Raw genomic sequence first — 25,591 nt, 5'->3', positions numbered from 1 at the left:
AGGAAAGCTATGAGATTTCTAGAGTTAAAACTCCCACCCGTTGCTCTGTTTATATTTGTATTCATCGCATCTTATTTTAGTGCTCATCAGCTGAGTGCAGGAATGGTGTTATTACCTTACAAGTTCATCGTTTTAGGGCTCGGAATTGCTTTGAGTGGCGTAGTTGGGTTGGCTGGTATATGGGAGTTTCGAAAACAGAAAACCACAGTTAACCCGATTAAAATTGAAACCGCTTCTTCAGTTGTGGACAGTGGCATTTTTGGCTACACACGCAACCCTATGTATCTAGGGTTATTCATACTACTGTTTTGCTTTGGCTATTTCTTCCAAAACCTGTTCAGTGTTTTATTCAGTTTTGTATTCGTAGTTTATATGAATCAGTTCCAGATTAAGCCAGAAGAGCGCGCTCTAGAGCAATTATTCGGAGCTGAATATGTTGATTATAAACAAAAGGTTAGACGCTGGATCTGATGTAAATTTTAATACAATTAAGTAAATAAATAGGAACTGTTATCATTTAGTTGAGCTTCATCACAAAATAATATAACTAATGTTTCATATTGCTTTTTTATAAAATAGCCTGCGCGTCATTATTAAAATATATAAAAGGCTAGGTAATAAAAATGGTTCAGGCTAAATGGTTGTCGTTAGGTATCTATGCAGTGAGTCTGTCTTCAACGTCGGTGTTGGCAGATGTTTCAGCTCGAATTATAAACGGTAAAGAAGCGACAGAGGGAAATTGGCCATTTATGGCTGCGTTAGTCTCAAGGAACGTGAGCGCTTATGACGGTCAGTTTTGTGGTGCGAGTTTCATTGGTGAGCGATATGTATTAACTGCCGCTCACTGTGTGGAAGGTAATGGTCGTGAAGATCTAGATGTGGTGATTGGTGTATCAAATCTTTCTGCCTCTCAAGCTGCACAACATAGATACGCTGTTGATAATATTTATGTACATGAATATTACAACTCTGCAGCGACAAGCAATGATATCGCCATTATTGAGCTCGTAGAAAAGCCAGTTGAGTCTGTGGTTAATCTCGTTGATGGTTATGTTCGCGGTAACCTGAATGATGGTCAAATGCTAACGGTCATGGGCTGGGGTGATCAGGACGCATCTGATAGATATTCGTCGAAGAGTGAACTGTATCAAGTCAATGTTCCCTTAGTTAACCAGTACCAATGTACTAGTGTCCCTCACAGTGGGTATGCCTTTATTGGTAGTGATGCATTCTGTGCGGGATACAGTGATGGCGGTTATGACTCTTGCCAAGGTGACAGTGGTGGTCCAATTGTTGTCTCGACTAATGGAACGTATGAACAACTGGGTATTGTGAGCTGGGGTAAAGGATGTGCAGAGGCTAACGCTTACGGTGTCTATACTAATATTAGCCACTTTGATGATTGGATTGATGAGCAGAAAACAGGGTTTAGTTACCGTCAAATTGAAATGCTAGGTGCAAAATTATTGGCTCCTATTTCACATACCTTTAAATTCACAAATAAATCTGATCAAAACATGCAAGTAAACAGTGTCTATCCAATTTCTGGTAATGATACTGATATAACAGACAATGGATGTAGCACCTTAACTGCAGGGCAAAGCTGTGAAGTTATGGTTAGCTACAATCTAAATTCAATTGGTGAACATGAATTTGGTATTAATGTAGATACTGACTTATTGGTAGGCACGGTTACTTCAACGGCTTCTGTTATCGGGGTAAGATCTGTAAATAATAGTGTGAACTCTTATGTCAACGTACCTAACAGTGGTGTCTACAACACGCAAGCTTGGATTACCGAAGGTGATTTTTTGGCCTCACCGTCGATTAGCCACGGTACATCTACAGCGCTTATTGTTGAAGGTATCCCTTCTGGTACGGTTTCGTTTGACCTAAATGCATCGTCTGAAGCAGATTATGACTTTGTTGCGGTTTATATTAATGGCCAACAACGTGATAGTGCCTCTGGTGAGTTTTCTGGCTCGTTGAACCTACCGCTGGTTAGAGATACTAACAATAGTTTTATGATTGAATATGTGAAAGATGGCTCCGTTTCTGGTGGGGACGACAGAGTTACGATTACTAACTTTGCCTATACCGATGAGATAAAAATATCTAAGTCTGAAGGGACACAGAACGCAAAAAGCTCAGGTGGTGGCAATGGTGGTTCACTGGGGTGGCATTGGTTATTAGTTCTTTTTGGTGGTTTGATTGCACGTAAATCGTTTTCACAACTAAGGTTTAAAAGATAACCAGTGAAAATATAACTTGATAACTATGTCCTAACTCGAAAGTTACGCACTACATAAAAAAGCCCAGCTTGAGGATATCAAGCTGGGCTTTATTGATCTTGTTCTAGAGCTTATTTACATCGAGATGTGTAAATAAGGATGCTGATTAAGCGGCAGCTGCGAACTGAGCTAGAAACATCTCTTTACGCTCGTTGAAGCGGTTTACTAGGTCGTCTACAGAAGCTTGGTCGTATGGCTTAAGGCCACTTGCTACCATGCGTTTCACGCCTTTACCGACAACTTCGCCGTCTTCTTTGAAATCAAAGTTCAGTGTCACGATGCCACGCTTGCCTTCAACATCAAAAGTCGCACCTGAGAATTCAACTTCTGGGTGAGATAGGTCTAGGCGAGTAAATTCAACTTCCATGCTCTCGTAAATCACAAGAGGGCGTTGGCAGTTGATCATCATCTGTTGCTCTTCCATAAGAGGAACCATGATGTGTGGGAAGTTCATACCAGAGAACTTAACGTAGTTTGTTACTACGTGTTCGATGAATTCTTGGTCGTGGCTCTTTTCACCTTCACAAGACATATGCAGGTACTCTTTGCCTTTCTCGTCAACCAGTGAGCTTTCTTTCTCACACTTGTTGTCAACGCTAAGCGCGATACCGTTACCCACCATACCTGAAAAATCAAAACGCATTTTTTGGCTGATGCCTTCTTTTTGCAGAAGTACTGCAAACAAAAGATCGCCAGGCACGCAGAAGCGCTTGTTGTCTTCATCGTGAATTGGGTTGAAGTCAGCGGCTACTTTTTTAGCAAAGTGGCTAGCCTGTTCACGAGTGAATTGAAATTGATTGTCTTCAGTAGAAAAGTAAGGTGTCAGAAACATAGTATCGCTATTAGTCATCAAATCTGGGCTGGATTATAGCTAACTAACTTCGTTCTAATGGTCTATCCAGTTAACTTTTCTTATATATCAGTCAATTAGATAAATACGTTAGATGGTATGTGACGATTTTAAGGGAGATATGGCCTTTGGCTCAATGCAACAAGGGCTAATTAATAGCCCTTGTTTATATGATACTTTAATTGGTGTCGACTAAAGTATTTTAAGTACTAGAAACTGCACAAAGTACCTTCTGGCATTAGGTGGTTATGAACGGATAATTTGAGTAACAGGTTAGCTTGCTCAATATCTGGAGCAAAATATCTGTCTTTGTCGTAGAAGCTCACTTTTTCACGCAGAATTTGTTTCGCTTCTTCCACACGAGGGGAAGATAGATTAGGCGCTCGGAAGTCGAGTCCTTGTGCTGCTGCTAAATATTCTACTGCCAATATCCCACGGGTGTTTTCAGCCATGTATCTAAGCCTACGAGCGGCAAAAGTGGCCATTGATACGTGGTCTTCTTGGTTTGCAGAAGTAGGTAGGCTGTCTATTGACGCCGGATGAGCTAAGGTTTTGTTCTCACTTGCTAATGCTGCTGATGTTACTTGAGCAATCATAAAGCCAGAGTTCACGCCGCCGTTGTCGACTAAGAAAGGCGGTAGTTTGCTTAGCGCGCTATCAATTAGTAGAGCCATTCTACGCTCTGACAAGCTACCGATTTCAGCTATCGCTAGTGCAAGGTTATCGGCTGCCATTGCGACAGGTTCTGCGTGGAAGTTACCGCCCGAAATGATGTCGCCATCGTCAGCGAAAACAAGCGGGTTGTCGGATACGGCATTTGCTTCAATGTTTAAGGTTTCTGCTGAATTACGAATCTGCTGCAAACACGCCCCCATCACTTGAGGTTGGCAACGCAGCGAGTAAGGGTCTTGAACCTTTTCACAACAAGTGTGTGATTCACCTATCTCACTCTTTTGATCAAGCATATGGCGGTAAGCAAGTGCTGCATCCATCTGGCCACGATGACCACGAACGCGATGAATACGCGGATCAAACGGACGACGGCTACCCAGCGCGGCTTCAACAGACATCGCGCCACACACGGTTGCAGACGCAAACAAGTCTTCAGCTGCGAACAGACCTTCTAATGCAAAGGCAGTTGATGCCTGAGTACCATTCAACAACGCTAAGCCTTCTTTAGGAGCAAGTGTGATTGGCTCTAAGCCAGCGATTTGCATTGCTTCTAAGCCTGTGATGATTTTGCCGTTGTGACGTGCTTGGCCTTCACCTAGTAGAACTGTACTCATGTGTGCAAGGGGAGCGAGATCTCCAGAAGCGCCAACTGATCCTTTCTGTGGAACACATGGGTAAACTTGCGCGTTCACTAGATCGATAAGAGCATTGATGACTTTAAGTCGGATACCTGAATAGCCACGAGACAAGCTGTTAATCTTGAGCACCATCATCAAACGTACAGTTTCATCAGACATGAATTTGCCAATGCCCGCCGCGTGAGAAAGTACGATACTTTTCTGCAGTACTTCGAGATCTTCAGGCGCGATTTTGGTATTTGCTAACAAGCCAAAACCCGTATTGATGCCATACACAGTGCGATCTTCAGCAATCACTTGCTCGACAACGTGCATGCTCGCTTCAATATCAGGAATCGCTGCTGGATCGAGTGATAAGTTCACAGGGCTACGGCTAATCTTACGAAGTTCAGGTAGGCCAAGAAGTCCTGGTTTAAGTAATAAATTCAACATGTTCTCTCCAGACATTAAAGGCGACGAAGTTCTTCGTTTAGCATAGGTAAATCAAGCTTCTGCTCTTTAGCACACTGCTTGGCAATATCGTAACCCGCATCAGCATGACGCATAACGCCAGTGGCCGGATCATTGTGAAGTACACGAGCAATACGTTGCGATGCATCTTCACTGCCGTCACAACAAATCACCATACCGGAGTGTTGTGAGAAGCCCATGCCAACACCGCCACCGTGGTGCAGAGAAACCCATGTTGCGCCGCCTGCAGTATTTAGCAGAGCGTTCAATAGAGGCCAATCTGATACGGCATCTGATCCATCCATCATGCCTTCTGTTTCGCGATTCGGGCTTGCAACTGAACCTGAATCTAAGTGGTCACGACCGATAACAACTGGTGCTTTTAGTTCGCCATTTTTAACCATTTCATTGAATGCTTGGCCTAAACGTTCACGATCTTTCAAGCCAACCCAACAAATACGAGCAGGTAGGCCTTGGAACTGAATGCGTTCACGCGCCATATCTAGCCAGTTGTGTAGATGCGGATTATCTGGAATCAATTCTTTTACTTTTTGGTCTGTTTTGTAGATGTCTTCAGGGTCGCCAGATAGAGCAGCCCAACGGAATGGACCGACGCCTTCGCAAAATAAAGGTCGTATATATGCAGGAACGAAGCCTGGGAAATCAAATGCGTTTTCCACACCTTCTTCCAGTGCCATTTGGCGAATGTTATTACCGTAATCTACGGTTGCAGCACCACGGTACTGAAGATCTAGCATAGCTTGAACTTGAATCGCCATTGATTGCTTAGCGGCTTTCACTACTTTCGCTTCATCAACTAAACGTTCTTGCGCTGCTTTTTCCATCGTCCAACCTTGCGGCAAGTAGCCGTTCAGTGGATCGTGGGCAGAGGTTTGATCGGTCACTACGTCAGGCGTGATATTACGTTCAACTAACTCTGGGAATACATCAGCAGCGTTGCCTAATAAGCCAACAGAGATTGGCGTGTCTGATTCTTTAATCATTGCCATCGCTTCATCGATGCTGGTGGCTTTTTTGTCTACATAACCAGTACGCAAGCGGTAATCGATTCGTGATTCATCACATTCAACCGCGATCATTGAGAAGCCAGCCATCGTTGCAGCGAGAGGTTGAGCACCACCCATACCGCCAAGACCACCAGTAAGAACCCATTTGCCGTTTGCTTCACCTTGGAAATGCTTCTTCGCGATAGCAACAAACGTTTCATAAGTACCTTGAACGATGCCTTGAGAGCCAATGTAGATCCAGCTGCCTGCTGTCATTTGGCCGTACATCATCAAGCCTTCTTTATCGAGCTCGTTGAAGTGCTCCCAGTTTGCCCAGTGTGGAACAAGGTTAGAATTCGCGATCAGTACGCGAGGTGCGTTTTTATGAGTCGGGAACACGCCCACAGGTTTACCTGATTGAACAAGTAACGTTTGGTCGTCTTCTAAACGCTCTAATACTTCAACAATCTTGTCATAACATTTCCAATCACGCGCAGCGCGACCAATACCACCATATACAACCAGTGCATGTGGGTGTTCTGCCACATCAGGGTCTAGGTTGTTCATCAGCATACGCAGCGGTGCTTCTGTTAACCAAGATTTAGCGCGCAAAGTGGTGCCATGAGGTGCGCGAATGTCGCGAGTCGTGTCGAGACGAGGGTCACTGTTGTGGTGTTCCGTCATTTTGGAATTCCTTCTGTTTCACGTTATATCGTTGTAGTTGTAGTTGTAGTTGTAGTTATCGGTATAGCTGGATTAGTAGCTGGCCATTGCACTGGCTATATCCCAACACAAACGTGCCGCCAACCGAGCCGTTTGGCCATCGATGTCGTAGTCTGGGTTGTATTCTGCAATGTCCGCGATAATGAGTTTTTCACTGTGTTGGAAAATCTGTTCTAGAAAAGGAGCGAGTGCTTCATAGCTCACGCCTCTTGCCGCTGGTGCACTTACGCCCGGTGCAGTCGCAGCGGGGAACACATCAAGATCAATAGTGAGATAGAGGTAATCACACTCAGTGATGAATTTTTGCAACTTAATGAGTTGAGCGACTTGGTTAACTTGGGTCATGTTGCGGTCGTGTTCATACCAAACGCCCAGTTGGTCAGCTTTATTAAACAGCGCTTTGGTATTACTAGCGGCACTCACGCCAAGGCAAGCGTATTGGAATGGCCATTGATGTTTGTGGCAGTAATCGCTGATCTGATTAAAAGGCGTACCTGAACTGGGTTTAACATCTGCAATGTCGCTTTCAAATTCACGAAGATCAAAGTGAGCATCAAAGTTAACGATGCCGATCTTAGGTTTCTGTTCTGGCTGATCTTTATCAAGGCGTTCTGCTTTATGTAGGTTTTCCACTTTATGCAAATGCTCAGCTAGGCCTTGGAAAGAGGCCCAAGCCACTTCGTGACCACCGCCAAGGGTAATCACTTTGTTGGTTGCTAAAGCATTGGCAATCACAGATGCGCACTGTTTTTGACTGACTTCAAGTTGGCCGTCATTGCACTCGATATCACCAAGATCCGCGATGTGTGCGTCATTGTGCCAAGCCATATTAGCCAACGCTTGGCGAATCAGGTTGGGTGCTTGTTTCGCGCCTACACGTCCTTTATTTCTTGCAACGCCTGCATCGCTGGCAAAGCCAACCAAGGCGATAGCACTCTTCATCAGCTGGTCATCCAAATCGCCATTTTTGACTTGGCTGGTGATGTGATGAACACGGGTGCCGAGTGCGCCATCTTCAAGATCATTACGGCCAGTCCACACAAAGTTATGTACGGTTTCTGAGTTCTTTTGAATACCGTTGGACTTAGATTGAGTCATGGCACACCTCGCCATTAACAATGCGTTTATGCAGATGAGGAACACCGACTTGATAGCTTAGATCGGCAGGGTGATCGATATTCCAGATAGCCAAATCAGCGGCATAACCAATTTCAATTTTGCCTTTGGTTTGTGACTCGCCAATGGCAGCGGCGGCGTTACAAGTTACACCGCGCAGTGCTTCTTCAGGCGTCGTGCCAAACAGGGTGCAGCTCATGTTCATCATCAGCGTTAAATCAGCAAAGGGAGAGGTGCCGGGGTTTAGGTCGGTTGCGATCGCCATTGGAATGTTGTGTTCACGAAGTAGGGCAACGGGCGGTTGTTGAGTCTCTTTTAAGAAATAGAAAGCTCCGGGTAGCAAGGTAGCAACTGTGCCTGATTCAGCCAGTGCCTTTATACCCACTTCATCTAAGTACTCAACATGGTCAACAGAGAGGGCATCGTATTTCGCTGCAAGTGCGCTGCCGCCCATATTAGAGAGCTGTTCTGTGTGGCCTTTAATCGCGAGCCCATGTTTTTTGGCTGCTGCAAATACATGTTCGGTTTGTTCTAGGTTGAAGCCGATAGATTCACAGAACACGTCAACTGCATCGGCGAGCCCTTGCTCTGCGGCTTTAGGAATGATCTCTTGGCAAACCAGATCAATATAGCTGTCCGGTTTCTCTTTATATTCTGGTGGAATAGCATGGGCAGCAAGGAGGGTGGTCGTGATCTTAATACGGCGATGATTCTCTAACGCTTTGGCTGCACGCAGCATCTTGAGCTCATCTTCAAGTGTTAAACCATAACCAGATTTTACTTCGATGCTGGTTACGCCACTTCTTAGCAGACCATCAAGTCTCGACAAGGCCATTTCAACCAGTTCGGATTCTTGCGCTGCGCGTGTTGCAGTGACTGTCGCTAGAATGCCACCGCCTTGCTTGGCGATGTCGGTGTAAGACACACCATTCAAACGCTGCTCAAACTCGTTGGCGCGATTACCCGCAAATACGAGATGAGTATGGCAATCAATTAACCCAGGTGTTACTAGCTTGTTTTTGCAGTCATAGGTGACGTAATCCAAAGAACCATCAACACTTACTTGTTCTAATTCAGAAGCAAGTGCGCTTTGGTTTGAACAAGATATGGACACGATCTTACCGTCTTCGATAACGATATCTTGAGGGGAAGAAGGCTGATAACCATCGGCTCCCGAACTCATGGAGACCACTCGTGCGTTTTTGAGGATCAAATTCATAATCACCTAGATCTTTGCTAAATATTAAATGTATATACAAATAAATAGGCTAAACGCTGACCCGAATCAAGTTGATGTTGCAAAAATGTGATCGGCGATCAGGATGATGTTCTTTAATCTAGAAGTATCTTGGAGCTTAATTTGTACTTAGAGCCAGGATGGTAGAGCAATGCAAAGCTGATTAGGCGCTCTTTGCTCCATGTTCTTCTATTCAAAAGAAGGCAAGGCTCTGATTCAGATAGCTTAAGTGACGTTCTGATTTGTAAGTCTGGAATAATGGCTTCAACTGTGTGCTCGATAGCACTTAACGGGCAGCTTTTTGAAAGGTATTCATTGGGTGTCGAGGTTGAAAAGTCTTGCTCTAGATATTTTGGAGCGGCTTGAGAGTTCACCCAGCGCGCTTCCAATTGAATCGGTGTGTTGTCAGCAAAGTGAATGATTTCACTATAGAATACTTCGGCATTGATCATCACACCTAGCCGTGTGGCGGTGCTTTCATCAGCCTTGATGCTCTTGTGCTTGATAACTTGACTAGCATACGTTTGGCCTCGATCTTTGATCTCTTGCGCGATGTTGTTGATATCAAGTAGGGGAGACTGCGCTTTTTCATCTGGTTCACAAACAAAAGTACCTAGCCTTGGTTTCCTAATGAGCTTGCCTTCAGACACCAGATCTCGAATGGCTTTATTGACCGTCATTCGACTCACATTGAACTGCTCTGTGAGTTCGAGTTCTGTGGTTATCTGGTAACCCACTGGCCAGTGACCACTGGTGATATTGTCGTCTATGAACTGTTTTATCTGAAGGTAGAGCGGCGCTTTCGACATAATGAAACCTTATTTGACTATACAAATAGAGTAACGGAATTTTTCACGATTTCAACATTTCCTCGGGCAATGTGACGTTATTCAACATAGATGGGGCAAATTGCTTGATTCTGTGAGGTAAGTGTCGCAAATTGTCACGCAATAACTATTCGTAAATCAGATAATTAGAAAGGGAAATAATATGTTTAAGAAATTAAAGGCCTCGTTGGGCATCGGTGCAGCAAAAGTTGATACCGTCTTAGATAATATTGAAGTTTTCCAAGGTGGAGAGTTGTCTGGCAATGTTCACATTGTTGGCGGCGACGTTGAGCAACAAATTGACCTGATCAACTTAGTTCTCAACACAGAAGTAAAAGTAGAAACGGAAGACAGCACCAGCTACGAAACCTTTTCATTGGGTCGTATTCAAGCCGTAGAACCTTTCGTTATCCAACCGGGCGAAACCAAACTGGTTCCATTCCGTCTTAAGTTAAATGACGAAACGCCAGTCACCGCCTTGAACGCACAAATGAACCAATGCCATGTGTGGGTAGAAACTAACCTCGATATTGGCTTCGCGATTGACCCTAAAGACCGTGACTTTATCTCGGTACACCCACTGCCAACTGTCGCTAAAATTATCCAAGGTGTGGAAGCATCGGGAATGGCAATGGTGAAAGCAGACGTAGAGAAGGGCTTCTTGAAAGGCAACAGCTTTGCTTCTCGTTCGGGTTGTTACCAAGAGATTGAATTTCGTAGCGGCGGTTTCATGAATAACAAAGAGATCGAGCTGTCATTCATCGTTGAAGGCTCAATGGTTCACTGCCTCGCAGAAATCGATCGCTCAATGAGCTTCCGTGGCGATCAATACATCTCATTCAGCTTGCCTGCAAACGCGGCTGACTCAGATATCCGCAACGCTGTATCAAGAATCATGAGTGCGTAGTTCCCTTTCTGTTAATAGTCGCTTTTTCTATTAATAGAGACAACATAGACTCTCTAAGCCGAACTTATCCGTTCGGCTTTTTTTGATTTTACTTTGTCGACCTGAAACGTGTTTACCACTGATGACGATAGGCCAATTGGAAGGCAACATCGGTTGAGTTGTCCATGTTGAAGATGTTCTCGATAATGGATATCTCGATAGCTGAACGTTGCATGAGATAACGATAGCCAAGCATCATTTCATTCGCGGCTTCTGAAAACTCTGTGTCGCCATCTTCTGCACCTTCATACCATCGATACTCTAGGTGTAATTCATGGTTTTCAAATAACGTAAGCTGATAGCCTCCCATCCATGACCATGTCGTTTTCTTATGTGAAAAGCTATTTTCCACCTCTCGACTGGACTGATTCGCCACCCCCAAGCTTGTATAGAAGGTATTGATGCCTAGCTGGTATGCATAGTTGAATTGAGCGCTTTGCTCGTTGCTGCTTCCTACGAAGGCGCCGTGGCTGACATTGTTGTGATATAGAGATACGCCAAAAGACAAGCCGTGGTTTTCTATATTTATGATCTGATATTGAGTGTAGAGCGTGAAAGCGCTGGTCAGTGTGTCGCCAGAGAAGTCGCTAATATTGACTTCATGGTCTGGTGCATAGATATCGAATTGGTGTCTGTCTTTACGTTCCCTTCCTGCTTGGTCGATACCAAATAGGTCGTGGTAATTGATGATGACTTTATCGAGGTGATTATTTGCGGCGTATAACCAGCGGTAATTGAGCTCGACTTGCCATGCTTTAGTTAATTGCCATCGTAGTCCTGTCTGAAGTTGGTTCTGATAATAGTCTAAATGATAGTCGTGAGAGTTAGCCCAGATACTCGCGGCGGTGAAAGCAGCAAACACTTCAACCTTATTCTCTTCGAGTGGAAAGCCAGAGCGGAGCGTTGGAGTAAGACGAACTGACTGTAATGGTGCTTGGGTATAACTGATTAGCGGGCCGTAATCTTTGTTGGCCCATGCGTTTGGCGCAGAAAACATGGCGGCTATTACTAGCGGTAAAGGTCGTATGAGCGATATACAAGTAGCCTGTTTTCTCATATGCACCTCACCCGCATTCCGTTACTTCTATATAGCTTAGTTCTAAATATCGAATTCGTGGGGTCTAAGTCGGAATAGATAAGGTGTAATAAATAAGACGAAACAACAAATTAGGGTAGCTCGATTTTAAAGGTGGCTTGAAGGAGAGGCGAAGCCGCTGGTTGGCACGATGAGATCTTATGTATTGGGCCTATGGGAGTGTCGAGAGGCTCTCTCTGTCATTGTCATTTCATATAATTTCGTTACAATGTTTGGCTACTCACAAACGGGGCATCTGTATTTGCTTCTATGTGGGTATATTATTATGCATATATCTCCGATCAACATACTCGTTGATTGAAAAACATATATTAAACATTTTCATGTGTTGCTTGGTGTGCAACACCACTGTAAAGGACAAATAATGCCAATTATTACTCTTCCTGACGGTAGTCAGCGTCAATTTGACAACCCTGTATCAACTCTAGATGTTGCCCTATCAATCGGTCCTGGTCTTGCGAAAGCAACCATTGCTGGTCGTGTAGACGGCGAGCGAGTTGATGCTTGTGATCTTATCGAAAACGATGCAAGCCTAGAAATCATCACTGCTAAAGATGAAGTTGATGGCCTTGAGATCGTTCGTCACTCTTGTGCTCACCTTTTAGGCCACGCGGTTAAGCAGCTTTTTCCAGAAGCGAAAATGGCGATCGGTCCTACCATCGATAACGGTTTCTACTACGATATCGACCTTGAGCACTCTCTAACGCAAGAAGATCTAGAAAAGATTGAAAAGCGTATGAAAGAGCTAGCGAAGACCAAGTATCAGGTTGTTAAGAAGAAAGTTAGCTGGCAGGAAGCGCGTGACGCATTCGAAGCTCGCGGCGAGACTTACAAGATTGAAATCTTGGACGAGAATGTTTCTAAAGACGATCGTCCAGGTCTGTACCATCACGAAGAATACATCGATATGTGTCGTGGCCCACACGTGCCTAACATGAGCTTCTGTCAGCACTTCACTCTACTTAACGTAGCGGGTGCATATTGGCGTGGTAACAGTGACAACAAGATGCTTCAACGTATCTACGGTACTGCATTCCACGACAAGAAGGCGCTTAAAGCTCACCTTGTACGCCTAGAAGAAGCGGCTAAACGTGACCACCGTAAAATCGGTAAAGCGCTTGACCTATTCCACATGCAGCAAGAAGCACCAGGCATGGTGTTCTGGCACCACAACGGTTGGACTATCTTCCGTGAGCTAGAAGTATTTATTCGTCAGAAACTGACTGAGTACGATTACCAAGAAGTTAAAGGCCCATTAATGATGGACCGTGTTCTTTGGGAACGCTCTGGCCACTGGGATAAGTACGCTGAAGCGATGTTCACTACTTCTTCAGAGAACCGTGAATACGCTATTAAGCCAATGAACTGTCCTGGTCACGTTCAAATCTTCAACCAAGGTTTGAAATCTTACCGTGATCTACCGCTACGTATGGCTGAGTTCGGCTCATGTCACCGTAACGAGCCGTCTGGCGCACTTCATGGCATTATGCGTGTTCGTGGCTTCACTCAAGATGATGCTCACGTATTCTGTACTGAAGACCAAGTTCAACAAGAAGTGAAAGCTTGTATTGAAATGGTTTACGATACTTACACAACTTTCGGCTTCGAAAGCATTGTTGTTAAGCTATCTACTCGTCCAGAGCAGCGTGTAGGTTCAGACGAAATGTGGGACCGTGCAGAGGCTGACCTTAAGCAAGCGCTAGAGGCAATGGACATTGCATACGAGATTCAAGAAGGCGAGGGTGCGTTCTACGGACCTAAGATTGAATTTACTTTGCATGATTGTTTGGACCGCGCTTGGCAATGTGGTACAGTGCAGCTCGATTTTGCATTACCAGAACGTTTAGGTGCTACTTACGTAGGTGAAGATAACGAGCGTCACACGCCAGTTATGATCCACCGCGCGATTTTAGGTTCACTAGAACGCTTCATCGGTATTCTTATTGAAGAATACGCTGGCTTCTTCCCAACGTGGTTGGCGCCAGAACAAGCAGTTGTAATGGGTATTACAGACAAACAGTCTGAATATGTACAAGAAATTACGAAAAAACTGCAAAAAAGTGGATTTAGAGTCAAAGCAGACTTGAGAAATGAGAAGATTGGCTTTAAAATCCGCGAACATACTTTGAAACGTGTACCGTTCATGCTTGTGTGTGGTGACCAAGAAATGGAAGCCGGCGAAATTGCAGTACGTACACGTAAAGGTAAGGACCTTGGTAAATTTAAAGTGGATGACTTTATTTCATACATCCAAGCCGAGGTTTCAAGCCGTAAGCTCAATCTGGAGGAATAGCTATTAAAGGCGGAAGACGTGGCCAACAACCGGCCAAACAAAACCAGCACCGTTTAAACGGTGACATTCGTGGCGTTCGTGAAGTGCGTCTAACTGGCGCAGACGGCGAAGCTGTTGGTGTAGTTTCAATCGCTGAAGCGATGGAAGCTGCAAATGAAGCTGGTATGGATCTTGTAGAGATCAGCCCTAACGCCGAGCCGCCAGTTTGTCGTGTGATGGACTACGGTAAGTTCCTCTTCGAGAAGAGCAAAGCTGCGAAAGAGCAGAAGAAAAAGCAAAAGCAGGTTCAGATCAAGGAAATTAAATTCCGACCTGGAACTGATATTGGAGACTATCAGGTAAAACTACGCAACCTGACTGGTTTCCTTGAAGACGGCAACAAAGTGAAGGTAACAATTCGCTTCCGTGGCCGCGAAATGGCTCACCAAGAAATCGGTGTTGACGTTCTTAATCGTTTGAAAGTAGATACTGAAGAATTTGCAGTTGTCGAATCTTTCCCAACGAGAATTGAAGGTCGCCAGATGATTATGGTGTTGGCCCCTAAAAAGAAGTAATTAACGGCTTTGCAAGTAATTAAACCCTGCAGCCTCAGGTTGCGGGGTTTTATTCGCCCTAATTACTATGTTATTAACAACTCAACAATGCGGAGTTATTCATCATGCCTAAGATGAAAACCAACAAAGGTGCTGCTAAGCGTTTCCAGAAAACTGCTGGTGGTATTAAGTTTAAGCACGCTGGTAAACGTCACATCCTGACTAAGCGTACTACTAAGAACAAGCGTCAGCTTCGTCCGAACTCGATCCTTCCTAAATGTGAAGTTGCTCAAGTTCTACGTATGATGCCATACGCTTAATTCTTTTTAGTTTATAAATTCGTTTAGTTTAGGAGAAGCATAATGCCTCGCGTAAAACGTGGTGTACAAGCTCGTGCACGTCATAAGAAAGTTCTAAAACAAGCTAAAGGTTACTACGGAGCACGTTCACGTGTTTACCGCGTAGCTTTCCAAGCAGTTACCAAAGCTGGTCAATACGCTTACCGTGACCGTCGCAACAAGAAACGTCAATTCCGTCAACTTTGGATTGCACGTATCAACGCGGCATCTCGTCAAAATGGTCTATCTTACAGCCGTTTCATCAATGGCCTTAAGAAAGCATCTATCGAGATCGACCGTAAGATTCTTGCTGACATCGCAGTATTCGACAAAGCAGCATTTGCTGTTCTAGTTGAAAAAGCGAAAGCATCTCTATAATTTAGAGTTAGCTTAAAGGTTTAAGAAAAGGAGAACTTCGGTTCTCCTTTTTTATTGCTTCTAATTTGACTTTTAAAGACTCTCAACTCGTTCCTTCGTCAGTCTTGGGAATGACGAGATGAACTTCCGCATCTAATTTTTATTCGCTTGAACAGGCATTCTGGTATATAAACATCTACCTATTCTTTAATGTTAAGCGACCGAATAAATGAGCGCACCTACCACTATGACGTTCTTCGAACGTTTTGAAGCCGATATCCTTTCTGGCAAGAAGACAATTACTATTCGCGATGAATCTGAGCGCGACTACCAACCAGGTAGCGTTGTGGAAGTATCAACGCTAGAGCAGGGACGTGTATTCTGTAATCTTAAGATTGTTAGCGTTGAACCAATTCTGTTTGATGACTTAGGTGAGTTCCATGCTCAGCAAGAGAATATGACGCTGCAAGTACTGAAAGATGTGATTCAAGATATCTACCCAGGCATTTCTCAGCTGTACGTAGTCTCTTACGAGTTGGTAGCTTAAGCCTTGTTGGATTGGATTGACTAGCTAGGGATGGCGATTGATGAGTAATAACCAGCAGACACTGCTTCAGCTTTACTGTCGCGAACAACAAGACCAGACGTTACTGGCTAAGCATGACTTAGATAGTGATTTGAGCGAGAGTGCCGATTATTTAAAGTGGTGCGAGAGCAAAAGAAACTTTGTTGAAGAAGATGTCTTAGGGCAGACTTGGGTAAAAAGTTGTCCAGCAGGGTACATTACTGAGGTGCACTTTCATTTTGATGGTAGTTTAACGGAATATCGTTTGTTTGACCGATTTGAAACCCAAGGTCATTGGCAGTTAAGAGACGGTTTGTTACACGTCGAGATTCTGAAGGGTGAGAACCACTACCAGTTTGCTGTTGTGGCTCGCGCTGACCTTAATATCCACTCTACGGTTGAGTATAAGAACGGTGAGTTGCATTCTTACTTGAAGCTGGTTCAAGTTGAACGCTAAACGTTTAGCGATGATTCGTTTTATGAACATATGAAAAAGCCAACAGTGATGTTGGCTTTGTTGTTTTCAATTCGACTGAGTAGTTTAAGTTATTAAGTTATTAAGTTATTAAGTTATTAAGTTATTAAGTTATTAAGCTTCGAAGTTCGCCAATCGAGTATAAAGCTCGTTGCCTTGACCTTGTTTTGCACATACCGTCAATAGGTCTTCAATAAAGTACTTCAGTGCACGCGCTTCAATTCGACGAATGCCTTGTTGCTGCTCTTCAGTCAGATAACCGTAGATAGTTGCCGCTCCGAAGTCACCAAAGATCATCTGACCTTGCTCGTTAACTAAAGTGTTGTGTGCGTATAGATCACCATGACAAACTTTATTGGTATGAAGGTGTTCAAACACATCAATCATCTGTTCTGTAATACTATTGATCTGAGCAATTGAAAGCTCGAAGCCTTCGTTGAACGTATCGCGAGTGCAGCTTTCAAGAGTAGGCGGCAAACCTAGGTTGTAGTAGTTGCTCGGGATAAGCTCCATCACCAATGCTAGGTAGTTCTCTTCATCAACTTGAGCGATAGACTTCACTAGATTGCTATGATGACCAGCTTGAAGGCACGCTTCGAGTTCATCGTGTGGGTAACCGTCGCTTGTTACTTCGCCTTTGAATACTTTAACCGCCACTTCTTGTGGGAAATCAAAGTCATCGTTTAACCAGTTAGCATGAGAAATCACCCCAGACGCGCCTTGGCCGAGCACTTGATTGAGTGAGTAGCATTGCGAACTCACGGCAGGCACGCTATCTAAGCAGCTTGGGTGCTTGCAAAACGGGTTACCCGCAAAGGCTAACCAAGCCAGTTTGGGTAGCTTGATAAGGAACTCTGGGAATTCAGTCAGTTGGTTTGCAGACAGGCGAACCAGTTCAAGGTTCGATAGCTTTTCCATACTCTCAGGTAAAGCACGAAGTTGGTTGCCTGCGAGTGCCAGTTTTTGCAGTCGTGGTCTTTCACCCAGCGAGTTCGGCAGAACTTCGATTGCATTATCCGTCAGGATCAACCAGCGTAATTGAGCGGGTAGAGACTCTTCACTCACTGTTTTGATTTGGTTGGTCTTAAAGCCAACCATTTCCAGCTCAGGAAGCGAACCGAGAACATCAGGAAGGTGCGTAAATAGGTTATTCGACGCAAAGATAATACGCAGGTTAGTCAGCTGTGTTAACTCTTGTGGAAGCTCCGATAACTGATTCCCTGAAAGATCCAGAATCTCTAGTGAATCTGCAAGCTCAATGATTTCTAAAGGAAACTCGGTGAGGCCTTCTGACAGTTGTAAGCGCTTAATACCGTTTAGTTGCCCTGATTTTAATTGTTCTAGAGTATGCAAACCTTAGCCTTATGAATAGATGTTCGAGGCGCGTAGTTTACTTGTCTCAATCAAGAAAGGCGAGCACCGGAACGATGCTCGCTTAACTAAACTAAGTGAACGAATTTACGAAGGTTAAAGTCGTATATGGTTTTGGCTGACACCGACCTCCTCAACAAAGTCGCTGTCATGACTCACCAAGATAAATGCGCCTTGGTATTCACGTAAAGCGGACGCCAATATTTGCTTTGAGTCGATGTCTAGGTGGTTGTCCGGTTCATCGAGTAATAGAAGCGGGGAGTCTTGCTTGTGGCTAACGATCAACATCGCCAGCTTCATTTTTTCACCACCACTTAAATGTGCCACTTTTCGGTATACGGAGTCTCGCCTAAACCCGATGCCAGCTAACAAGGTGCGTGCGTCACTTTCTGTCATGCCGCAGCTATGTGTCACCAGGCAATCGAACATGGTATCGTTGGTGTCCAGCAGTCCAAAGTGTTGATCCAAGTATACTGTGGTTCCTAAGCGTTTAATGTAGCCTGTATAGTTCGAGTGTTGCCCATGAATGGCCTTTAACAGCGTCGACTTTCCACACCCATTAGCACCGGTTAAAGAAGAGCGTTCCCCTTGCGATAGAGAGAAACTGATTGGTGCACCAGAGCCGTAAACAAGGCGGCAGTTTTCAACGGTTAACAAAGAACTCTTTTTACTGATATTGCTCTGCTGCAGATACAAAGTTTGCGGTTTTAACCGCTCCTTCTGCCCTTTAAGCGACTGAAGTTTATGTTGGTTTTGGTCAATGAGGTTCCTTTGGTTTGTCGCCAGTGCGGCTTGGCTTTGACCTGCTTTATCTTTCATTGCATCCAATAATATCTTGGATTGACTACCTGACTTTCTTAGTCGGTTACCCTGAGACTCACGTTGTTGTGCTTTTTCCTTGTTAGTCTGAGCTTGGCGCTCGAGTCGCTTTTTCTCCGATTGATGATGCGCGATCTGCTTGTCTAGCGCTTCGCTTTGGCTAGAAATTTGTTTGTAGTAATCGTCGTAATTTCCTTTATAGAAACGTAGGCCCAAGCTGCTTAAGTGGTAGATCCCCTCCATATGTTTTAATAAGCTTCGATCATGGCTAACAATAAGTACTTTGCCTGCAAACAACTGGCATTGTTCGAGTACCCAGTTGCGACCGTCACTGTCCAAGTGGTTTGAAGGCTCATCGAGAATTAGTATCTCGTGGTTTGATGTAAACATCCGATGAAGCTGTAAAAGGGCGAGTTGCCCACCGCTCAATGTATGGCAAGGCGTGGTCAACCCATTGGTTATTTTCAATGTGGCTAAAAGTTGCTTCGTGTTCGCTTGTAAATCCCAGTCCTCACCAACGATATTGAAGTGCTGAAGTTCGCAGCTGCCTTGTTCTATGGCGTGTAATGCGTCTAACTTTTCGGTGATCTCCAAGAAGTCAGCAATGCTGGTTGCGCTATCCAATAGCTTTGAAGGTAACTGGGAGTAAAAACCGATCGAGCCTTGTCTGGAAACACTGCCTGATGTGGGTTGTGTTTGCCCGACCAGTAACGAAAGCAGTAGTGACTTCCCAGCTCCATTTCTTCCGACTAAGCCTGTCAGGCGACTACTCAAACTAAAGGTGATGTCTTTGAATAACCACTCACCAGTATCGAGCTGGAATGAGAGATTGTTGGCTAATATAGTAGGCATAAAAATACCTCCCTTTACGTGTAAACGAGTAAAAGGGGTGAGGCGCTTTTCTACATAGATTCCTACGTGGGGTTCTATGTCTAGATCGCCAAAGACGTTACTTAAGTAGGATGACAGCAAAAGATAGAGATTATCTTGCTGAAATGCTTTCTTTATTCAAGTTGATGATCTTAAAGAGGTTGGTCTTAAATCGACTGCTCTTCAATAGCTTGATTTTTCAAGAAATAGATGACGAAGTAACGCCCACTAACCCCTAGTGTCCAAATGATTTTTATAAAAATAAATCGGATGTCAGGATGTTAGTACTTCATTATGGCGTTATTCTCTTTTGAAATGATGGTGGGATGTTACTGAAAGAAGGTGTTGAAAGTCAATATGATGAAGTGACTAAAATGTATCCAAATAATTAAAGCGCCAGTGAGGCGCTTTAATTACTTGATAGCGGAGAATCTAGAGAGCAGAAGGTCTATTGTATTTGCCCACCAATGGCTCGCCAACACATATCAAAGCTATCGTTGATGTACTTCGATGTTTTCTCTGGCGGAGATTCGCTCTGCTCAATGAGCCAGTTTGCACAAATCAAAAAGTGGCTATGGATGAAGTGCCTAACAAGATCAATGTTTAATGACATCAATTCACCGTCTTCTTGTCCTTTCAAAATGATCTCGTCTAACGATGCGAACATCTGTGAAACAATGACTTCTCGAGTTTGAGTCGTTGGGTCGAAATGAACATTGGTGAAGAACTTCATCGCAACTGGATTCTCTAGTGCCCATTCAATCCCTGTTATCCACATGAACTTAAAGGCTTGGTAGCGATCTTGTTCTGCTATACCTGTGTGTGGTTGAAGGGTCGAGAACAGTTCTAGCTTCAAATCGCGAAACAATTCGTCTATCAATAGAGATTTGTTTTCGAAGTGGTGAAACAGCGTTGCTTTCGCTACACCGGCTGTTTTCGCTATTTGTCCGGTAGATGTGCCCTCTAACCCTTGTTGAGAGAAGAGAAGGAGCGCTGCATCTAAGATTTTTTGTCTTTTCGTAATCATCTATTAAGTACTTTGAACAGAAGCTTTTTAATTGGGTTGTTGTAAGGAGGGTGCATTAACTTGGTGAAGTTAATTTTTCCTCTACTTAGAACGGTTTTGGCATGGCTAAAGGTCTTGAAGCCTTCAATGCCGTGGTAGTGTCCCATGCCTGAAGGGCCAATGCCACCGAACGGCGCATCTTCTGCAGCCACGTGTACTAGAGAGTCGTTAATACAAACACCGCCAGAATGCGTGTTCGATAAGAACTGATCTTGGATCTGTTTATCATGACTCATCAGGTACAGAGCAAGTGGACGTTCTCTGGTTGTGATGTAGTTAATCGCTTCTTCAATAGAATCATAAGGCACGATAGGCAGAACAGGGCCAAACAACTCTTCTTGCATTGCGATCATATCTTCGTTCACTTCTGTTAGAAGGTGTGGCGTCATTCTGTGGTTCACATCGTCCTGTGCTTGCTCGGTTACCGTGTGAATAACCGCGCCTTTAGATTGAGCATCTGCAATTACACCCTTCAAACGATTGTATTGGCGCATATCGATCACTGAGGTTAAATCTTTGCTCTCGATACCGTCTTTATATAGCTTGTGGAAGTAACGCTTATAAGCCGTAATGAATGCATCGACTTTTTCTCGTGGTAATAGGATGTAATCGGGAGCTACACAAATCTGACCTGCGTTTAAGCTTTTTGCAAACAGGATGCGTTCAACAGCGTCAGCCACATCAAAGTCAGGGGCGATAATCGTTGGAGACTTGCCGCCTAATTCCAAAGTGACAGGCGTTAAGTTGTCGGCTGCCGCTCTCATTACGTGCTTACCCACAGAGGTCGAGCCGGTAAATAGGATATGGTCAAACGGCAGTTGGCTAAATTTAGCAGAAACGTCAGCTTCGCCTTCGATAATTGCGACCTGATCTTCATTAAAGCCTTCAGCCAGCATGGCTTTTAAAACACGGTTGGTCGCAGGAGTAAACTCAGACATCTTGAGCATCGCAGTGTTACCCGCCGCTAATGCCGTGATCAGAGGCCCTAAAGAGAGCATGACAGGAAAGTTCCAAGGCACAATGATACCGATAACGCCAACAGGTTGATAATGAACAGTTATCTTAGCCGGTGTTAGCATCAAACCTGCTTTGCGGCGCGATGGCTTTAACCATTTCTTAAGATTCTTATCACTGTAATTAATTTGGTGAAGAGAAGGGGTAATATCAGCGATCAAGCTATCGTGTTTTGCGCGATGACCATAATCTTCAGACACTGCGTTAATCAATTGCTCTTGGTTGCGTATTAGTAATGCTTTTAAGGTGGAGAGATTTTTTCTTCTCTGCTCAAGCGTAGGATTAACATTATTGCGGTAGTGATCTTTTTGTCGGTTGAAGATCTGATCCATGTCGTTAATGCTCGACGGGTTTGGTTCAAAGTCTAGATTATGGCTCATAGTATCTCCTAAATTCGAAAGCTGACCGATTGGTTGGTCAGTTAAATCTACGCGAAGATTTCGACGTTTACAAGAGATGAACGGAAAAAGCTCAATATTTGAGCGGTCACAACGTTGAAGCGAGCGGTTTTTAGTTGGAAAAACGAGGTACTAATGGGTACAGAATCATAGGGTATATGCAGTGTTGGTGATAATGGGAGCTCTGACTGAGAAGTGCTGATATTTGTCATGACCTTGACTTAACCTCACTTATTTTTCGAAAAACTTGATGTATAACTAGCATTTTTTGCACCTAAATTTTTGTGGGAAAGTGCTTGAGTTGTGATGCATTTCAGCCTGTTTTCTAGCCTAAAACCTTGTAATTCCTTACCTGTCACTTTAAGTCGGATCGTCGATAAAAAAATGTAATCGTAACCACAAATATCAATGGTTGGACTCACTCTTAATAATATCGGTTAATGCAGCCAACAAATCGTTTTTGAGCGTTTTTTGTTGGGTTATACCTCGCTATTCCAAAGAGGTATCTTCTGTCGATGGCCCTATAGTGTGAGGTCTCTAGAATTGGAAAATTCGGTTAATTTGGAACGCATCCGTGCTGAGTATAATGTAAAGCACTGGAGCCAAGGTTTTTATGGAATTGATGATAACGGCGAGGTGTATGTTTCACCGAGCGAAACCGATCATCAAGTTCCGCTTAGTCAGATCGTAAAACAGTTAGAGCAGCGAAATATTGGTTTGCCTGCTCTTGTGCGTTTTCCTCAAATAGTGCATCAACGTGTGCACAATATCTGTAACGCATTTAACCAAGCGATCGACGAATATCAGTACGACAACCGTTACCTGCTTGTTTACCCGATTAAAGTGAACCAGCAGAAAGAAGTGGTTGATGAGATCTTAGCGAGCCAAGCTCAATTAGAGCAGAAGCAATTGGGCCTAGAAGCGGGTAGCAAGCCTGAACTATTAGCGGTATTGGCGCTGGCTCAAAAAGCGAGCTCGGTGATTGTGTGTAATGGTTACAAAGACAGAGAATACATCCGTCTTGCGCTGATTGGCGAAAAGCTAGGTCATAAAGTATTTATCGTTCTAGAGAAGCTATCAGAACTTGATCTTGTTCTTTCTGAAGCGAAAGCGCTTGGGGTGAAACCTCGTTTAGGTTTGCGTATTCGTCTTGCTTCTCAAGGTGCAGGTAAATGGCAAGCAAGTGGTGGCGAAAAGTCGAAGTTTGGATTGTCTGCATCACAAGTATTGACCGTTATTAAACGTTTAAAAGCAGAAGACCAACTCGATGTTCTCGAGTTAGTGCATTTCCATCTTGGCTCACAAATGGCCAATATTCGTGATGTGCGAAATGGCGTGAGTGAAGCGGCGCGTTTCTATTGTGAACTGCGCGATATCGGGGCTCAATTGAAGTACCTCGATGTGGGTGGCGGTTTGGCGGTTGATTACGACGGCACACGCAGCCAGTCTTCAAACTCAATGAACTACGGCTTGCTTGAGTACGCTCGAAACATTGTGATGACAGTCGGGGACATTTGTAAGCTCTACAATCAGCCACAACCTGTGATTATTTCGGAATCTGGTCGTTCGTTGACTGCGCATCACGCTGTGCTTGTGACTAATGTGATCGGTACAGAAAGCTATTTTCCGGAAGATATGGCGGCTCCAGAAGCTGACGCACCAATGTTGCTACACAACATGTGGAAGAATTTCTTAGAACTAGATGCAGGCAACGATGACCGAGCGTTGATCGAGATCTATAACGACACTCAGAGTGATATCGCAGAAGCGCACAACCAGTTTGCAACAGGCATGCTGAATCTTCAGCACCGTGCTTGGGCAGAGCAGATGTCTTTGCGTATTAACTACGAACTTAGCTCTCGTATGAGCACTAAGAACCGTTACCACCGTCCTATTTTGGATGAGCTGAGCGAGCGTTTAGCCGACAAGTTCTTTGTTAACTTCTCGTTGTTCCAATCGTTGCCAGATGCTTGGGGTATCGATCAGGTATTCCCTGTGTTGCCTCTAAGTGGTTTGGATAATGCGGACGAGCGACGCGCTGTTGTATTGGATATCACCTGTGATTCTGACGGTACGATTGATCAGTACGTTGACGGTCAAGGTATTGAAACGACTCTGCCAGTTCCTGCATGGAACCCAGATGAACCATACCTGATGGGCTTTTTCTTAGTAGGCGCATACCAAGAGATCTTGGGTGATATGCATAACCTATTTGGTGATACCCACAGTGTCGTGGTGAATGTTGATGAAAGTGGTCAAGCGAATATCGACTACATCAATGAAGGCGATACGGTTGAAGACATGATGCGTTATGTTCACATCGATACGGATCTGATTCGTCAGAACTACAAAGATTTGGTCACGGCGAAAGTACCAGATCAAGAGCAACAAAGCGTACTTGAAGAGTTAGAGCAAGGCTTGATGGGTTATACCTATCTTGAGGATTTTTAATGAACGATCTATTTACTAAACCAGATTACTCGCTGTACTCCAATGCAATGACGTTTATGCGTCGTCCATTGGTGCAAAATCCAATCGACAATGATGCTGATGTGGTTGTGCTGGGCGCGCCGTTAGATATGGCTACGTCGGGTCGACCGGGGGCTCGTATGGGGCCTGATGCGATTCGTCGTGCGTCGGTGAACTTGGCGTGGGAAGGCAAAAAATTCCCTTGGGACTTCAATGTATTTGAACATACTTCAGTGATTGATGCTGGCGACCTTGTGTTTGATTGTGGTGATGCAGAAGACCTAACTCAACGTTTGGAAGCGGCGGCTGATGCGATTCTAAACAGTGGTAAAACTCTGTTAGGTTTAGGTGGCGATCACTTCATTACACTGCCTTTACTTAGAGCATACGGCAAGAAGTACGGTGAGATGGCTTTGATTCACTTCGACGCGCACACTGACACTTACAGTCAGGGCAGTCGTTACGATCACGGCACTATGTTCTACCATGCGCCAAATGAAGGTTTAATTTCGCCTGAACATTCAGTGCAAATTGGTATTCGTACAGAGTACAAGCAGGAAGGCCACGGCTTTAACGTTATTAACGCGATGCAAGCGAACGACATGAGCGTGGACGAGATCATTGCTCAAGTGAAAGGCATTGTCGGTGATAAGCCAGTTTACCTAACGTTTGATATCGATTGTCTGGATCCTGCTTTTGCCCCAGGTACAGGTACTCCGGTATGCGGCGGTTTGAATTCAGATAAAGTTTTGAAAATCATCCGAGGCCTGCAAGGCATCAATATGGTTGGTATGGACGTTGTAGAAGTTTCTCCAGCGTATGACCAAAGCGAGATTACAGCATTAGCTGGTGCGACGATTGCTCTCGAGCTGCTTTACGTTTGGACGGCGAACCGCTTAACAAAATGACACTAGTGGTTAGTTGTATTGGTTAGCTAACCGAACGTGTCACCTATTTATTCAGAAGCCCATCAGGTTGAACCTGATGGGCTTTTTGTTTTTAAGAGAACTAAAATCAAAGGTTTAGGGCTGTGAAAATCGTCTTGCCGTTTCCGTGAACTAATGTGCCGATAGCTACGTAACATACAAGCTATAGCATGGCTTTTGAGCGAAAATTCATCACCTTGATCTTGAGTAATGTCTCAAAGCTGGGACTTACCTCGCTTTACTA

22 protein-coding genes are annotated in these 25,591 nt (G+C 44.3%); 11 read left to right on the top strand and 11 right to left on the bottom strand.

Going from position 1 to position 25,591, the window contains the following annotated elements; translation table 11 throughout:
• The first annotated feature begins 9 nt into the window (after positions 1-9).
• The gene (locus ACFI6G_RS06140; RefSeq protein ID WP_462710180.1) at positions 10-471 is read left to right on the top strand and encodes a methyltransferase family protein; all 462 of its coding nucleotides are present in this window, start codon (positions 10-12) and stop codon (positions 469-471) included.
• Between the two features lie 152 nt (positions 472-623).
• Entirely contained in the window at positions 624-2,252 is a 1,629-nt protein-coding gene (locus ACFI6G_RS06135; RefSeq protein ID WP_102282749.1) for a trypsin-like serine protease, read from the top strand.
• Between the two features lie 145 nt (positions 2,253-2,397).
• On the opposite strand, the gene ACFI6G_RS06130 is transcribed toward ACFI6G_RS06135, so the two are convergent.
• The 6 genes from ACFI6G_RS06130 to hutC form a co-directional block, all read right to left on the bottom strand.
• Positions 2,398-3,123: a DUF3581 domain-containing protein gene (locus ACFI6G_RS06130; RefSeq protein ID WP_102286181.1), complete on the bottom strand. Its 726-nt coding sequence runs from the start codon at positions 3,121-3,123 to the stop codon at positions 2,398-2,400.
• Between the two features lie 227 nt (positions 3,124-3,350).
• Positions 3,351-4,883 carry a histidine ammonia-lyase gene (gene hutH, locus ACFI6G_RS06125; RefSeq protein WP_017085756.1) on the bottom strand — a complete coding sequence of 511 codons (1,533 nt, stop codon included), beginning with the start codon at positions 4,881-4,883 and terminating at the stop codon, positions 3,351-3,353.
• Positions 4,884-4,897: 14 nt separating this feature from the next.
• Positions 4,898-6,592 carry a urocanate hydratase gene (gene hutU / locus ACFI6G_RS06120; protein ID WP_462710179.1) on the bottom strand — a complete coding sequence of 565 codons (1,695 nt, stop codon included), beginning with the start codon at positions 6,590-6,592 and terminating at the stop codon, positions 4,898-4,900.
• Between the two features lie 72 nt (positions 6,593-6,664).
• Positions 6,665-7,729: a formimidoylglutamase gene (gene hutG / locus ACFI6G_RS06115; protein ID WP_462710178.1), complete on the bottom strand. Its 1,065-nt coding sequence runs from the start codon at positions 7,727-7,729 to the stop codon at positions 6,665-6,667.
• The gene (gene hutI, locus ACFI6G_RS06110; protein ID WP_462710177.1) at positions 7,716-8,966 is read right to left on the bottom strand and encodes an imidazolonepropionase; all 1,251 of its coding nucleotides are present in this window, start codon (positions 8,964-8,966) and stop codon (positions 7,716-7,718) included. Before hutI ends, hutG begins: the two co-directional genes overlap by 14 nt.
• Before the next feature lie 113 nt (positions 8,967-9,079).
• Positions 9,080-9,793: a histidine utilization repressor gene (hutC, locus tag ACFI6G_RS06105; protein WP_016795117.1), complete on the bottom strand. Its 714-nt coding sequence runs from the start codon at positions 9,791-9,793 to the stop codon at positions 9,080-9,082.
• A 181-nt stretch (positions 9,794-9,974) separates the two neighbouring features.
• Here hutC and ACFI6G_RS06100 point away from each other — a divergent pair, with 181 nt between their 5' ends.
• Positions 9,975-10,718, top strand: a complete 744-nt coding sequence (locus ACFI6G_RS06100; RefSeq protein ID WP_016789246.1) for a sporulation protein — start codon at positions 9,975-9,977, stop codon at positions 10,716-10,718.
• Between the two features lie 112 nt (positions 10,719-10,830).
• Here ACFI6G_RS06100 and ACFI6G_RS06095 read toward each other — a convergent pair whose 3' ends face one another.
• Positions 10,831-11,754, bottom strand: coding sequence for a DUF3187 family protein (locus tag ACFI6G_RS06095; RefSeq protein ID WP_462710176.1), 924 nt, complete (start codon positions 11,752-11,754; stop codon positions 10,831-10,833).
• A gap of 463 nt (positions 11,755-12,217) precedes the next feature.
• Between ACFI6G_RS06095 and thrS the strand changes: the two genes are divergently transcribed.
• The 6 genes from thrS to ACFI6G_RS06065 all read left to right on the top strand — a co-directional run bounded on the left by thrS (position 12,218) and on the right by ACFI6G_RS06065 (position 16,396).
• Positions 12,218-14,146, top strand: coding sequence for a threonine--tRNA ligase (gene thrS / locus ACFI6G_RS06090; protein WP_016768282.1), 1,929 nt, complete (start codon positions 12,218-12,220; stop codon positions 14,144-14,146).
• The gene (gene infC, locus ACFI6G_RS06085) at positions 14,143-14,700 is read left to right on the top strand and encodes a translation initiation factor IF-3 (RefSeq protein WP_425598744.1); all 558 of its coding nucleotides are present in this window, start codon (positions 14,143-14,145) and stop codon (positions 14,698-14,700) included. Before thrS ends, infC begins: the two co-directional genes overlap by 4 nt.
• A gap of 104 nt (positions 14,701-14,804) precedes the next feature.
• Positions 14,805-14,999, top strand: a complete 195-nt coding sequence (gene rpmI / locus ACFI6G_RS06080) for a 50S ribosomal protein L35 (protein ID WP_004738430.1) — start codon at positions 14,805-14,807, stop codon at positions 14,997-14,999.
• Between the two features lie 42 nt (positions 15,000-15,041).
• Positions 15,042-15,395 (top strand): 50S ribosomal protein L20, encoded by a 354-nt coding sequence (gene rplT / locus ACFI6G_RS06075; protein WP_004733517.1) that lies wholly within the window; start codon positions 15,042-15,044, stop codon positions 15,393-15,395.
• A 208-nt stretch (positions 15,396-15,603) separates the two neighbouring features.
• The gene (gene yqfB, locus ACFI6G_RS06070) at positions 15,604-15,921 is read left to right on the top strand and encodes a N(4)-acetylcytidine aminohydrolase (protein WP_016787141.1); all 318 of its coding nucleotides are present in this window, start codon (positions 15,604-15,606) and stop codon (positions 15,919-15,921) included.
• Between the two features lie 40 nt (positions 15,922-15,961).
• On the top strand, positions 15,962-16,396 hold the full coding sequence (locus tag ACFI6G_RS06065) for a hypothetical protein (protein ID WP_016789244.1): 435 nt from the start codon (positions 15,962-15,964) through the stop codon (positions 16,394-16,396).
• Positions 16,397-16,528: 132 nt separating this feature from the next.
• Here the strand turns inward: ACFI6G_RS06065 and ACFI6G_RS06060 are convergent, their stop codons facing one another.
• The 4 genes from ACFI6G_RS06060 to ACFI6G_RS06045 all read right to left on the bottom strand — a co-directional run bounded on the left by ACFI6G_RS06060 (position 16,529) and on the right by ACFI6G_RS06045 (position 21,934).
• On the bottom strand, positions 16,529-17,767 hold the full coding sequence (locus ACFI6G_RS06060) for a leucine-rich repeat-containing protein kinase family protein (protein ID WP_016796342.1): 1,239 nt from the start codon (positions 17,765-17,767) through the stop codon (positions 16,529-16,531).
• 114 nt (positions 17,768-17,881) lie between these two features.
• Entirely contained in the window at positions 17,882-19,456 is a 1,575-nt protein-coding gene (locus tag ACFI6G_RS06055; protein WP_016797504.1) for an ABC-F family ATP-binding cassette domain-containing protein, read from the bottom strand.
• A gap of 466 nt (positions 19,457-19,922) precedes the next feature.
• Positions 19,923-20,501, bottom strand: a complete 579-nt coding sequence (locus ACFI6G_RS06050) for a TetR/AcrR family transcriptional regulator (RefSeq protein WP_016783912.1) — start codon at positions 20,499-20,501, stop codon at positions 19,923-19,925.
• Positions 20,498-21,934 carry a coniferyl aldehyde dehydrogenase gene (locus ACFI6G_RS06045; protein WP_010438305.1) on the bottom strand — a complete coding sequence of 479 codons (1,437 nt, stop codon included), beginning with the start codon at positions 21,932-21,934 and terminating at the stop codon, positions 20,498-20,500. The genes ACFI6G_RS06050 and ACFI6G_RS06045 overlap by 4 nt, the downstream gene beginning before the upstream one ends.
• A 561-nt stretch (positions 21,935-22,495) precedes the next feature.
• On the opposite strand from ACFI6G_RS06045, the gene speA reads away from it, so the two are divergent.
• The gene (gene speA, locus ACFI6G_RS06040; protein ID WP_022570700.1) at positions 22,496-24,403 is read left to right on the top strand and encodes an arginine decarboxylase; all 1,908 of its coding nucleotides are present in this window, start codon (positions 22,496-22,498) and stop codon (positions 24,401-24,403) included.
• Entirely contained in the window at positions 24,403-25,329 is a 927-nt protein-coding gene (speB, locus tag ACFI6G_RS06035) for an agmatinase (RefSeq protein ID WP_009846513.1), read from the top strand. Before speA ends, speB begins: the two co-directional genes overlap by 1 nt.
• The last annotated feature ends 262 nt before the right edge of the window (positions 25,330-25,591 follow it).

This window comes from Vibrio sp. PSi01 (assembly GCF_054960695.1).
This window is presented reverse-complemented; position numbering and strand designations above follow the sequence as displayed.

Excerpts from the sequence above, each read along its gene's own strand:
- hutI (WP_462710177.1), bottom strand. The coding sequence starts at position 8,966 with ATGAATTTGATCCTCAAAAACGCACGAGTGGTCTCCATGAGTTCGGGA.
- thrS (WP_016768282.1), top strand. The coding sequence starts at position 12,218 with ATGCCAATTATTACTCTTCCTGACGGTAGTCAGCGTCAATTTGACAAC.
- yqfB (WP_016787141.1), top strand. The coding sequence starts at position 15,604 with ATGAGCGCACCTACCACTATGACGTTCTTCGAACGTTTTGAAGCCGAT.
- ACFI6G_RS06130 (WP_102286181.1), bottom strand. The coding sequence starts at position 3,123 with ATGTTTCTGACACCTTACTTTTCTACTGAAGACAATCAATTTCAATTC.
- ACFI6G_RS06045 (WP_010438305.1), bottom strand. The coding sequence starts at position 21,934 with ATGAGCCATAATCTAGACTTTGAACCAAACCCGTCGAGCATTAACGAC.
- hutU (WP_462710179.1), bottom strand. The coding sequence starts at position 6,592 with ATGACGGAACACCACAACAGTGACCCTCGTCTCGACACGACTCGCGAC.
- rplT (WP_004733517.1), top strand. The coding sequence starts at position 15,042 with ATGCCTCGCGTAAAACGTGGTGTACAAGCTCGTGCACGTCATAAGAAA.
- ACFI6G_RS06095 (WP_462710176.1), bottom strand. The coding sequence starts at position 11,754 with ATGTTTTCTGCGCCAAACGCATGGGCCAACAAAGATTACGGCCCGCTA.
- ACFI6G_RS06135 (WP_102282749.1), top strand. The coding sequence starts at position 624 with ATGGTTCAGGCTAAATGGTTGTCGTTAGGTATCTATGCAGTGAGTCTG.
- ACFI6G_RS06050 (WP_016783912.1), bottom strand. The coding sequence starts at position 20,501 with ATGATTACGAAAAGACAAAAAATCTTAGATGCAGCGCTCCTTCTCTTC.
- hutH (WP_017085756.1), bottom strand. The coding sequence starts at position 4,883 with ATGTTGAATTTATTACTTAAACCAGGACTTCTTGGCCTACCTGAACTT.
- ACFI6G_RS06100 (WP_016789246.1), top strand. The coding sequence starts at position 9,975 with ATGTTTAAGAAATTAAAGGCCTCGTTGGGCATCGGTGCAGCAAAAGTT.
- ACFI6G_RS06140 (WP_462710180.1), top strand. The coding sequence starts at position 10 with ATGAGATTTCTAGAGTTAAAACTCCCACCCGTTGCTCTGTTTATATTT.
- rpmI (WP_004738430.1), top strand. The coding sequence starts at position 14,805 with ATGCCTAAGATGAAAACCAACAAAGGTGCTGCTAAGCGTTTCCAGAAA.
- hutC (WP_016795117.1), bottom strand. The coding sequence starts at position 9,793 with ATGTCGAAAGCGCCGCTCTACCTTCAGATAAAACAGTTCATAGACGAC.
- ACFI6G_RS06055 (WP_016797504.1), bottom strand. The coding sequence starts at position 19,456 with ATGCCTACTATATTAGCCAACAATCTCTCATTCCAGCTCGATACTGGT.
- hutG (WP_462710178.1), bottom strand. The coding sequence starts at position 7,729 with ATGACTCAATCTAAGTCCAACGGTATTCAAAAGAACTCAGAAACCGTA.
- ACFI6G_RS06065 (WP_016789244.1), top strand. The coding sequence starts at position 15,962 with ATGAGTAATAACCAGCAGACACTGCTTCAGCTTTACTGTCGCGAACAA.
- speB (WP_009846513.1), top strand. The coding sequence starts at position 24,403 with ATGAACGATCTATTTACTAAACCAGATTACTCGCTGTACTCCAATGCA.